The 10,610-nt window shown below is 63.6% G+C and carries 11 protein-coding genes; 9 read left to right on the forward strand and 2 right to left on the reverse strand.

What is annotated here, in order from left to right:
• The coding region (locus G1E_RS29980; RefSeq protein ID WP_047150245.1) for a LysR family transcriptional regulator at positions 1 to 62 on the reverse strand (62 nt) is incomplete at its 3' end.
• Between the two features lie 97 nt (positions 63 to 159).
• Between G1E_RS29980 and G1E_RS25885 the strand changes: the two genes are divergently transcribed.
• The 4 genes from G1E_RS25885 (at position 160) to guaA (ending at position 4,862) form a co-directional block, all read left to right on the forward strand.
• Positions 160 to 915 (forward strand): sulfite exporter TauE/SafE family protein, encoded by a 756-nt coding sequence (locus G1E_RS25885; protein WP_009683418.1) that lies wholly within the window; start codon positions 160 to 162, stop codon positions 913 to 915.
• Positions 916 to 962: 47 nt separating this feature from the next.
• Positions 963 to 1,541, forward strand: a complete 579-nt coding sequence (locus G1E_RS25890) for a hypothetical protein (RefSeq protein ID WP_047150244.1) — start codon at positions 963 to 965, stop codon at positions 1,539 to 1,541.
• Positions 1,542 to 1,688: 147 nt separating this feature from the next.
• Positions 1,689 to 3,158 carry an IMP dehydrogenase gene (gene guaB / locus G1E_RS25895; RefSeq protein WP_003255025.1) on the forward strand — a complete coding sequence of 490 codons (1,470 nt, stop codon included), beginning with the start codon at positions 1,689 to 1,691 and terminating at the stop codon, positions 3,156 to 3,158.
• Positions 3,159 to 3,284: 126 nt separating this feature from the next.
• Positions 3,285 to 4,862: a glutamine-hydrolyzing GMP synthase gene (gene guaA, locus G1E_RS25900; protein WP_009683420.1), complete on the forward strand. Its 1,578-nt coding sequence runs from the start codon at positions 3,285 to 3,287 to the stop codon at positions 4,860 to 4,862.
• A 66-nt stretch (positions 4,863 to 4,928) separates the two neighbouring features.
• Here guaA and G1E_RS25905 read toward each other — a convergent pair whose 3' ends face one another.
• Positions 4,929 to 5,873 carry an AraC family transcriptional regulator gene (locus G1E_RS25905; protein ID WP_009683421.1) on the reverse strand — a complete coding sequence of 315 codons (945 nt, stop codon included), beginning with the start codon at positions 5,871 to 5,873 and terminating at the stop codon, positions 4,929 to 4,931.
• Between the two features lie 173 nt (positions 5,874 to 6,046).
• Between G1E_RS25905 and G1E_RS25910 the strand changes: the two genes are divergently transcribed.
• The 5 genes from G1E_RS25910 (at position 6,047) to tadA (ending at position 10,583) form a co-directional block, all read left to right on the forward strand.
• Complete coding sequence (locus G1E_RS25910) at positions 6,047 to 6,481, forward strand: hypothetical protein (protein WP_009683422.1); 435 nt, start codon at positions 6,047 to 6,049, stop codon at positions 6,479 to 6,481.
• 19 nt (positions 6,482 to 6,500) lie between these two features.
• On the forward strand, positions 6,501 to 7,160 hold the full coding sequence (locus G1E_RS25915; RefSeq protein ID WP_009683423.1) for a hypothetical protein: 660 nt from the start codon (positions 6,501 to 6,503) through the stop codon (positions 7,158 to 7,160).
• Positions 7,161 to 7,172: 12 nt separating this feature from the next.
• Positions 7,173 to 8,618 (forward strand): M48 family metallopeptidase, encoded by a 1,446-nt coding sequence (locus tag G1E_RS25920; protein ID WP_009683424.1) that lies wholly within the window; start codon positions 7,173 to 7,175, stop codon positions 8,616 to 8,618.
• 103 nt (positions 8,619 to 8,721) lie between these two features.
• A complete protein-coding gene (locus G1E_RS25925) occupies positions 8,722 to 10,104 on the forward strand; it encodes a multicopper oxidase family protein (RefSeq protein WP_009683425.1) in 1,383 nt (460 codons plus the stop codon).
• Positions 10,104 to 10,583, forward strand: coding sequence for a tRNA adenosine(34) deaminase TadA (tadA, locus tag G1E_RS25930; RefSeq protein ID WP_009683426.1), 480 nt, complete (start codon positions 10,104 to 10,106; stop codon positions 10,581 to 10,583). The genes G1E_RS25925 and tadA overlap by 1 nt, the downstream gene beginning before the upstream one ends.
• Positions 10,584 to 10,610: the final 27 nt, after the last annotated feature.

Below are 10,610 nucleotides of genomic sequence, written 5' to 3' on the forward strand. Positions count from 1 at the left end.
CCGCTGAAGCTGCCGCACTCGGCGATTTCCACGAAGTAACGCAACTGGCGGATGGACGTCATGTCATGCCTTTTCGAGATGGCTTTGGCGATAAAGCCATATTAGTCGGCATGGCTCTCAGCTGGCTAACCTTTGCCTATGCTCCCTGGAACTGCTGCCATGCTCACTGAACTGTCGCTCACCGGCCTTGACTGGCTGCCCATCCTGCTCGGCGTCGGCGTGGCCTACGTCGTCTTTGGCATTGCCGGTTTCGGTACGGCCCTGGTGGCGGGCCCGGTGCTGATCCATTTCATGCCGTTGTCACGAATCATCCCGCTACTGGTGTTGCTCGATTTTGTCGCCGCCTTCGGCAACCTGCTGCCTTCGCGCCGTGATGTGGTGCGCGGCGAGTTGCTGCGGCTGTTGCCGTTCATGGCCCTGGGCTGCACGTTGGGCGTGGTGTTCCTGCTGCGTTTGCAGTCTGACGTGCTGTTGCTGTTGATGGGCCTGTTCGTTACGGCCTACGCGCTGTATAGCCTGGCGGTCAGAGTACGGCCGGCGAACCTGTCGGGTTTCTGGGCAGTGCCAATGGGTACGGCAGGCGGGCTGTTCGGGGCGCTGTTCGGCAGCGGCGGTTTTCTTTATGCGCTGTACCTGAGTGCACGCCTGGAACGAAAGGAACAGGTGCGCGCCACCCAGAGCGCGCTGATCAGCTGCAGCACGGTGGTGCGCCTGGCATTGTTCCTGGTCGCCGGTGTTTACGCCGATCAGAGCCTGCTCTTGCTGGCTGCATGCCTGCTGCCGGTCATGTTCATCGGCTTGTGGGTCGGCCGTGGGCTGACCCACAGGCTGTCGCGCGAAGCCTTTGTGCGCCTGGTCACCTGGCTGGTGCTGGCCAGCGGCTTGGCGCTGATCGGTCGCTACCTCGGCGCCTGAGCGGTAGAATTGCGCCCTTACCGCAGTTTTGCAGGCTTGTACCGTTCATGAACACCCAGAGCATTATCGTTCCCAAGCTGTCTACCGTGCCGGTGCACGAAGCCCGCGCCCGTGCCATCGTGCGCTGGCTGGTACGCGAGAAAGTGGTCGAGGAGCAGTTGAGCACCTGTGGCCGTACCGGCAACCGCATGGGCCACGCCCTGGCTGCAGGCGCCCGCAAGGTGGCCCTGCGGCCTGAGTTGTTGCCTTTTGGCGAGCAGGCCAACGGCCTGGAAGTGATGCTCAAGCGTTGCATCTATACCCCCACCGAAGGGTTTCTTGAAGAAGCCGGCTGCCCGCAGTGCCGGCGCGAGGTGGGCGAGCCGCTGTTCGAAAGCCTGGAAGAATGGATGCCGGCGGTCAGTGACAACTTCACCTGCCCGCTGTGCGGCTTCGAAGATGACATCAATGGCTTCATTTACCTGCAGCCATGTGCCTTTTCCAACCTGGGGTTCATCTTCAACAACTGGGGCGAGGCCGGGTTTACCCAGGCCTTTCTCGACAGCTTCGCCGACTGGCTCCCCCCGCCCGGGGCNNCCGGGCTCGCCCAGCCGGTGACGGTGGTGCAAGTCAGTTGCAAGCCTTGAGTCGCAAGCTTCAAGAAAAAGCGGCCTGTATGCCTGACGACTCTCGTAGCTTGCCGCTTGTAACTTGAAGCTTGATTTACATTGAGCGGCGCGCCGTGCATGAGTATAATGGCGCGCTTCCATTTTTCCCGCCCGGGAGCCCCCGCGATGCTGCGTATCAGCCAAGAAGCCCTGACCTTCGACGATATCCTCCTTGTACCTGGCTATTCCGAGGTACTGCCCAATGAAGTCAGTCTCAAGACCCGTTTGACTCGTGGCATCGAGCTGAACATTCCGCTGGTTTCCGCCGCCATGGATACCGTGACCGAAGCGCGCCTGGCCATTGCCATGGCTCAGGAAGGCGGCATCGGCATCATCCACAAGAACATGACCATCGAGCAGCAGGCCGGCGAAGTTCGCAAGGTCAAGAAGTTCGAGGCTGGCGTGGTCAAGGACCCGATCACCATCGACGCCGACGCTACCGTGCGCGACCTGTTCGAGCTGACCCGCCTGAACAACATCTCCGGCGTGCCAGTGCTGGCCAACGGTGACCTGGTCGGCATCGTCACTTCCCGTGACGTGCGCTTCGAAAACCGCCTGGACGCCAAGGTCCGCGACGTGATGACGCCAAAAGAGCGCCTGGTCACGGTGCGCGAAGGCGCCGACAAGAACGAAGTGCGCGAGCTGCTGCACAAGCACCGCCTGGAAAAAGTCCTGATCGTTGACGACAAGTTCAACCTCAAGGGCATGATGACCGTCAAGGACATCGAAAAGGCCAAGGCCTACCCGCTGGCCAGCAAGGACGACCAAGGTCGCCTGCGCGTCGGCGCTGCCGTCGGCACTGGCAAGGACACCGGCGAGCGCGTAGCCGCCCTGGTTGCTGCCGGGGTTGACGTGGTGGTGGTCGACACTGCCCACGGTCACTCCAAAGGTGTGATCGACCGCGTGCGCTGGGTGAAGGAAACCTACCCGCAGGTGCAGGTGATCGGCGGCAACATCGCCACCGGCGCTGCGGCCAAGGCCCTGGCCGAAGCCGGCGCTGACGCGGTCAAGGTCGGTATCGGCCCGGGCTCTATCTGCACCACCCGTATCGTTGCAGGCGTCGGCGTGCCGCAAATCAGCGCCATCGCCAACGTTGCCGCTGCACTGGAAGGCACCGGTGTGCCACTGATCGCCGACGGCGGCATCCGCTTCTCCGGTGACCTGTCCAAGGCCATCGTAGCCGGTGCTTCCTGCGTGATGATGGGTTCGATGTTCGCCGGTACCGAAGAGGCGCCAGGTGAAGTCGAGCTGTTCCAGGGCCGTTCCTACAAAGCCTACCGCGGCATGGGCTCGCTGGGTGCCATGGCACAGGCGCAAGGCTCGTCCGACCGTTACTTCCAGGACTCCTCGGCCGGTGCCGAGAAGCTGGTACCGGAAGGCATCGAAGGCCGTGTGCCGTACAAAGGTGCGCTGGCGGCGATCATCCACCAACTGATGGGCGGCCTGCGTTCGTCCATGGGCTACACCGGCAGCGCAACCATCGAAGAGATGCGCACCAAGCCGGAGTTCGTACGCATCACCGGCGCCGGCATGGCCGAGTCCCACGTGCATGACGTGCAGATCACCAAAGAAGCCCCTAATTACCGCGTCGGCTAACGCCTCCAGCGGTAAGCGACAAGCTTCAAGCTACAAGCGGTAGTTGCGCTGCAGCGACTACCGCGTTCTCCCCGATCAACTTGCAGCTTGCGGCTTGACGCTTGCAACTGCATCAGAGATTGAGTCATGGCCCTCGACATTCACGCTCACCGCATCCTGATCCTCGATTTCGGTTCCCAGTACACCCAGCTGATTGCCCGCCGCGTGCGCGAGATCGGCGTGTACTGCGAGCTGCACCCGTTCGACATGGACGATGAAGCGATTCGCGAATTCAACCCGCGCGGCATCATCCTCGCCGGCGGCCCCGAGTCGGTCCACGAAGCCAACAGCCCGCGCGCGCCGCAGGCAGTGTTCGACCTGAACGTGCCGGTGCTGGGCATCTGCTACGGCATGCAGACCATGGCCGAACAGATGGGCGGCAAGGTCGAAGGTTCCGACCTGCGTGAGTTCGGTTATGCCCGCGTGGACGTGGTCGGCAAGAGCCGCCTGCTCGACGGCATCGAAGATCACATCGACGCTGACGGCGTACTGGGCCTGGACGTGTGGATGAGCCACGGCGACAAGGTCACCCAGATGCCGGGAAATTTCCATGTATTGGCCAGCACCCCAAGCTGCCCGATCGCCGGCATGTTCGACGACACCCGCGGCTACTACGGCGTGCAGTTCCACCCGGAAGTGACCCACACCAAGCAGGGCGGTCGCATCCTGTCCCGCTTCGTGCAGGACATCTGTGGCTGCGAGGCCCTGTGGACCCCATCCAACATCGTTGAAGACGCCATCGCCCAGGTGCGTGCACAAGTGGGTTCGGCCAACGTCCTGCTGGGCCTGTCTGGCGGCGTCGACAGCTCGGTGGTTGCCGCGCTGCTGCACCGCGCCATCGGCGACCAGCTGACCTGCGTATTTGTCGACAACGGCCTGCTGCGCCTGCACGAAGGTGACCAGGTGATGGCCATGTTCAAGGAGAACATGGGCGTCAAGGTCATTCGCGCCGACGCTGAAAAGCAGTTCCTCGACAACCTGGAAGGCGAAGCCGACCCGGAGAAGAAGCGCAAGATCATCGGCCGCACCTTCATCGACGTGTTCGATGCCGAGGCCAGCAAGCTGGAAAACATCCAGTTCCTTGCCCAGGGCACCATCTACCCGGACGTGATCGAGTCGGCTGGCGCCAAGAGCGGCAAGGCCCATGTGATCAAGTCGCACCACAACGTCGGTGGCCTGCCGGAGGAAATGAACCTCAAGCTGGTCGAGCCGCTGCGTGAACTGTTCAAGGACGAAGTGCGCAAGATCGGCCTGGAGCTGGGCCTGCCGTACGACATGGTCTACCGCCACCCGTTCCCGGGCCCAGGCCTGGGTGTGCGTATCCTCGGTGAAGTGAAAAAGGAATACGCCGACATCCTGCGTCGTGCCGACCACATCTTCATCGAAGAGCTGCGCAAAGCCGACTGGTACCACAAGACCAGCCAGGCCTTTGTGGTGTTCCAACCGGTCAAGTCGGTCGGCGTCGTCGGCGACGGCCGTCGCTACGCCTGGGTCGTGGCCCTGCGTGCCGTGGAGACCGTGGACTTCATGACCGCGCGTTGGGCACACCTGCCGTACGAGCTGCTGGAAACCGTCAGCGGCCGTATCATCAATGAAATCGACGGCATCTCGCGCGTGACCTATGACGTGTCGAGCAAGCCGCCGGCGACGATTGAGTGGGAATGATCCCTCTCTGGCGTTGAACGAAAAGGGCCGCATTGCAGGCCCTTTTCTTTTGCCTGGGAAAAACTGCTATTCGCTGCCAGGCGGGTGGCCGAAATAGGCCTTGTAGGCATGGCAGAAATTGGCAGGGTTGGCATAACCGACCTGGTAGGCCACCTGCGACACCTGCCAGCGCCTTTCCAGCAGCAGGGTGCGGGCCTGCTCCAGGCGTTGCTGGCGCACGTACTGCAGCATTGGCCGGCCGAATTCGTCGCGGAACGCCCGGCGCAAGGTGGTCTCGCCCACGCCCAGTTGGCGTGCAAGGCTGGCGGCGGTGGGTGGGGTGGCCAGTTGGGTGTCGAGCAGGCGGCGCGCTTCGATGGCCAGGTCGCGCAGCCCGCGGTCCGGGTTTTTCGTGCCTTGTGCAGGGCCTATCAAGTGGCGCGTCAGCTCCAGCACCACGGCCACGCTCAGGCTTTCGCAATGCAGGCGCCGTAGCCCACCGGTATAGGGTGACAGGTACAGCTGCTGCAGCAAGCGGCTGACGGCGGGGCATTGGGGGAGTTGATCGAAGCGCATGCCGTCTGCGGTCAAGGCCAGCAGGGGTAGCAATTGCGCATCGTCCCGCGCCAGCTCATGCAGGTAGTCGCCGGCAATGCGCACGCCCGCCATGCGCGCATGGCTGTCTGCAGGCAACTGGTCCTGCGCTTCCAGGCTTTCGCCCAGGCCCAGCAGGTGCAAGTGGCCGGGGGCGTAATGGTTGAGCGTGCCGTCGACCTTGTGCTGCCAGGCACCGTCGAACACGTGGACGATGCACAGGCTTTGCGGCAGCAGTTTGTCGATTTGCAGCGGTTCGGGAAACTGCAGGTTGCAATCGAAGTACTGCAGCCCCGCGTGCACGGTCTGCGCCCGATAATGCCCGGTTGCACGCCCCATGATCTGCGCCTTGCCGCTGTCCAACACGCCGGCGTCGGCGAGCGAGCCGGGGCTGTCGAAGGAAAAGGAGGTGTCCAGGTAGGGGCTGGTCGATCGCATGGGCGCTACGTCCTTGGTTGGCGGCGGCATGAGCGTAAATGGTAACGCGCGCACATTTTTGGCAACAGCCATTGTGCGCGGCGGCCCATCTTTTGTGCGAACCGGCCACAGGGGTTGGCAGTGCCGGCGTAGCTGTCTTCAATGATCGATCGTTTCGCATCATGGTGGAAAAAATGTTCGCTTATCGTAAATGGGCTGCCTTGCTGGTGGCATCGCTCACGCTTTGGCTAGGCCAGGCACACGCCGAACAACGGCCTGCAGTAGCCGAACAGGTCAAGGCCTATATGGGCACCGAGGGCGTCAAGGTATGGACGCTGCGCATTGGCGAGCGGGCCGCCAATGAGGCGCTGGTCCAGGTCGAAGGCGTCGATCACGACTGGAACATGCGCATTCAGAAAATGCAGGTCGAGAAAACCGCCAAGGACACCCGCTACTGGACGACGGCCGATGGCAACAAGTTTGTCGTGTTGATCGTGCAGGGCGGCTGGGGCGGCGAGCTCTACCTGCCGGGTGAGCCGCAACCGTTGCCGGTTGGCTACTCCGAGGGGCTGTCGCGCCAAGGTGATGCGCAGGCTTTTCTGACCGATTACCTGGCCAAGCAGCAGTGAACGGGGAGCACATCTGATCATGGCTAAACCCGACGATCCGCTGGCCGACCTTTCCGGCGCGCTTGGCGAAGACTATGAGCAAGCCCGTGCCGCCCAGCGCGAGCGGGTGGTTGCCGAACTCAAACAGGTAATCGAGCGCGTCCCGGAGCAAAGCGAATTCACCAACACCCGGCGTTACAAGGTCTGGGGGCCGATACTGCTGGTGGGCGCCCTGATTCTGCTGGTCACCACGTTCAACCCGCAACGCCTGGGCGCGGTCGCACTGGTGCTGTTCGTGTTGTGCATGGCGGCAGCGGTGACCTGGCAGCACCGCAACGCGGGCACGCAGGTGTTCATGCGCCTGACTCGCCGACAGCTGTTCGTCGATACCCTGGACGCCCCTGTCGACATGGCTGAAGTCGAGGACATCGCGGTCAAGGACGAAGGCCTGGTCATGGTACAGACGCTGGAGATGAGCAGCGAAGCTGCGCTGCCTAAGCATCGCGTGGTCAAGCTGCAGTTTTTCGGAAACCAGGCGATGGCCCTGAAAAAGCCGCGACCGCAGATTCGCATCATGTCTGCCGGCCTGGCCTTGAAGGGTCGCAAGCTGGGGAACGACGAAGTGCTCGAGCTGTTGGCGGCCTACCGCAATGCGGCCCATGCCCAACGACAACTGGAGTTGATGCAGGTAGATGTATAGCGGGGCGCTGCAATGAGGCGCCTGGGTTGGGGCCTGGTCATGCTGCTGTTGCCGCTGCTGCTGGTCGGCTGGGGCGGCGTGCAGCAATGGCGGGCCGAGACGGCGCAAGAGCAGGCGGGGATCATCCGGCAGTGGCTGGCAACGCCCAGCGAGGACTTGTTGCGCACACTGCCTTGGGCGGCGCGCAAGGAACTGGCAGGGCGCCTGGACACGCGTGAAGTGCTGCAACGGCAGTTGGATGAACTCGATACCGACCGCCACTGGCTTAGCGTGCGTAGAACGCTGGCCGGTGTCGGCGGCTGGCTGGCATGGGGCGCGCTGGTCGCTGGCATCGGCGCTTGGCTCAGGCTCAGGTACGACGCCTGGCGGGCCTTGCGCTCGGCGCATTACCTGCACCAGCGCATGACCGCCAGCTGGCGGGTGCTGGGGCGTTGGCTAAGCGTCTACATGGGGCTGCTGGCTGGCTCGTTGGGCCTTCTGCTGCTGTATGAAGTCAGCGCCGGCTTCAGCCATGCGGCACAGGGCGGGTATACCGTGCTGATCGTGGTGCTGCCGCTGGCGTCATTACTGCTCGTGTGCCTGCGTACCGCCTGGCGAATGCGCCAGCAATGGCCGCGCATCGGGGCGTCGAAGGCGAGCTTTCTCGGCCGACAGCTTCACCGTCAGGGGGCTCCGGCGCTCTGGCAATGGGTTGAGGGCCTGGCCACGCAGTTGCGTGCGCCAGTACCGGACAATATCGTGGTCGGCATCGACCAAAGCTTTTTCGTCACCAGCGTTCCAGTCGTGCTGCAGCCCTGTCAGTCGGTACTCAATGGCCGAACCTTGTATCTGTCGTTACCGTGTCTCGGCGCCTTGAGCCAGCGGGAAGCCGCCGCGATCATTGGCCATGAGCTTGGCCATTTTCGCAGCCGCGACACGGAGCAGGGCAGTGCGACCAACGCACGCTTCAGCTTGATGTGCGCCCAGTTCTCGACCCTGGTGGACGCTGAGCGCGGCGCCGCCTGGGTCGCTCGCCCGGTGGTATGGGCAGCCGGTCAGTTCCTGCACCATTTTCAGGTCGCGGTCCATCGCTGGGGGCGTGAGCAGGAATTGCTGGCTGACCGGGCCGGTGCCGAAGTGGCCGGGCCGGAGCTGTTCATGCAGGCGTTGTTGCGGGCGATCGCCCTGGGCAGCATGGTCGATGCCTTGCTGCACGAGTGCGGCGGCCAAGGCCTGCTGGCAGCGCTGCCCCGGCATTTGCAGCGCGTGCCATTGCGGCTGGATGAGGACGTGCTGGGCCTGACCATGCCCCATCCATTCGACTCCCATCCGCCACTGGCTGCGCGCCTCGACAACCTTCGCGTCAGGCTGGACGGTGCACTGCTGCAGGCTGCCATGCGCCAACCTGGCGACCATGACCGGCAGTGGTTCAATCAGTTGTGGGGCGGCGCCATGGAAGCGGAACGCCAGGGTCTCTAGAGACTTCACTTAATATTTCCCATTTGCAGGTGTATCGTATTCGCCCTTCATCGTCAGCCGAGGCTGGCAGCTTGATCGCACCGAACACGAGGTACCCGCACCGATGTCCTTCACCCGTCGACAAATGCTCAAGGGCCTGACCGGCCTGGTTGTGGTTGGCCTGGGCGCCGGTGGCGCGGCGCGTTACTGGCTGGGCAAGGTCGAGGACGACAACGCCGGCTATGACTACGAGCTGATCGCCGCGCCGCTTGACGTCGAGCTGGTGCCGGGCTTCAAGACCGAGGCCTGGGCGTTCGGGCCATCCGCACCGGGCACCGAATTGCGTGTGCGCCAAGGCACCTGGCTGCGGGTGCGCTTCATCAACCACCTGCCGGTGGAAACCACCATCCACTGGCACGGTATCCGCCTGCCGCTGGAGATGGACGGCGTGCCTTATGTGTCGCAACTGCCGGTCAAGCCAGGCGAGTACTTCGACTACAAGTTCCGCGTACCGGATGCGGGCAGCTACTGGTATCACCCTCATGTCAGCAGTTCCGAAGAGCTGGGCCGTGGCCTGGTCGGCCCGCTGATCGTCGAGGAGCGCGAGCCCACCGGCTTCCGGCATGAGCGCACACTCAGCCTGAAGAACTGGCACGTGGACGAGGAGGGTGGCTGGCTGCCGTTCAGTATCCCGCGCGAGGCCGCGCGCAACGGCACCGCAGGGCGCCTGATCACCATCAATGGCCAGGCCGACGCGGTCACCGAACTCCCGGCCGGGCAGGTGGTGCGCGTGCGTCTGCTGAACCTGGACAACACCTGGACTTACCGGGTGAACCTCAAGGGCAACTGCGAGGCCCGGATCTACGCGCTCGATGGTAACCCGGTGACCCCTCGCCCCCTGGAGGACGAGTACTGGCTCGGCCCTGGCATGCGCATCTGCCTGGCTATCCGCATTCCCCAGGCGGGGGAGGAAATTTCCCTGCGCGATGGCTTCGTGCGCCTGGGCACCCTGCGCTCGGTGGCCAGTACCGATGCCCCGGGGGACTGGCCGCCAGCGCTGCCGGCCAACCCGATAGCCGAACCGGACCTGGAGAATGCCGAGAAGCTCAACTTCAATTTCGAATGGGCGGCGAAGGTTTCGGTCACCACCGACCAGGACAAGCCACCGAGCCTTTGGCAAATCAACGGCCAAGCCTGGGACATCACCGACAAGACCTGCGCCGACCGCCCCATCGCCACGCTGCAAAAAGGCAAAAGCTACATCTTCGAGTTGAAGAACATGACCCAGTACCAGCACCCGATCCACCTGCATGGCATGAGTTTCAAGGTGATCGCCTCCAACCGGCACGACATCAAGGAACCGTGGTTCACCGACACCTACCTGCTGGGCAAGAACGAGCGCGCGCAGGTGGCCCTGGTGGCGGATAACCCCGGCACCTGGATGTTCCACTGCCACGTCATCGACCACATGGAAACCGGCCTGATGGCCGCTATCGCGGTGGTGTGATGCGCCCGCAGATTATCGATCGCAGCCGCGATCAGGAATACATGCGCCTGGCGTTGTCCTTGGCAGCCGAGGGTGCAGCGCTGGGCGAGGTACCGGTGGGGGCCGTGCTGGTCCAGCATGGCCAGGTGATTGGCCAGGGTTTCAACCGGCCGATCATCGACAGCGACCCCAGTGCCCATGCCGAGATGGTGGCGATTCGGGCGGCGGCCAAGGCGGCCAGCAACTACCGCCTGCCAGGCAGCACCCTGTACGTCACGCTGGAACCGTGCAGCATGTGTGCAGGCCTGATCGTACATTCACGGGTGATGCGGGTGGTGTTTGGCGCGCTGGAGCCCAAGGCGGGGATCGTGCAAAGCCAGGGGCAGTTCTTCGGCCAGGGCTTTCTCAACCACCGGGTGATGGTGGAGGGCGGGGTGCTGGCGCAGGAGTGTGGGCAGATCCTCAGCGACTTCTTCAAGGCCCGCCGGGCCAAGGGCTAGCCTGGGCCGGCCTGTTCGCGGGCACGC

Source organism: Pseudomonas sp. TJI-51 (assembly GCF_000190455.2).
GTDB lineage: Bacteria > Pseudomonadota > Gammaproteobacteria > Pseudomonadales > Pseudomonadaceae > Aquipseudomonas > Aquipseudomonas juntendi.

Excerpts from the sequence above, each read along its gene's own strand:
- G1E_RS25885 (WP_009683418.1), top strand. The coding sequence starts at position 160 with ATGCTCACTGAACTGTCGCTCACCGGCCTTGACTGGCTGCCCATCCTG.
- guaB (WP_003255025.1), top strand. The coding sequence starts at position 1,689 with ATGCTGCGTATCAGCCAAGAAGCCCTGACCTTCGACGATATCCTCCTT.
- guaA (WP_009683420.1), top strand. The coding sequence starts at position 3,285 with ATGGCCCTCGACATTCACGCTCACCGCATCCTGATCCTCGATTTCGGT.
- G1E_RS25905 (WP_009683421.1), bottom strand. The coding sequence starts at position 5,873 with ATGCGATCGACCAGCCCCTACCTGGACACCTCCTTTTCCTTCGACAGC.
- G1E_RS25910 (WP_009683422.1), top strand. The coding sequence starts at position 6,047 with ATGTTCGCTTATCGTAAATGGGCTGCCTTGCTGGTGGCATCGCTCACG.
- G1E_RS25915 (WP_009683423.1), top strand. The coding sequence starts at position 6,501 with ATGGCTAAACCCGACGATCCGCTGGCCGACCTTTCCGGCGCGCTTGGC.
- G1E_RS25920 (WP_009683424.1), top strand. The coding sequence starts at position 7,173 with ATGAGGCGCCTGGGTTGGGGCCTGGTCATGCTGCTGTTGCCGCTGCTG.
- G1E_RS25925 (WP_009683425.1), top strand. The coding sequence starts at position 8,722 with ATGTCCTTCACCCGTCGACAAATGCTCAAGGGCCTGACCGGCCTGGTT.
- tadA (WP_009683426.1), top strand. The coding sequence starts at position 10,104 with ATGCGCCCGCAGATTATCGATCGCAGCCGCGATCAGGAATACATGCGC.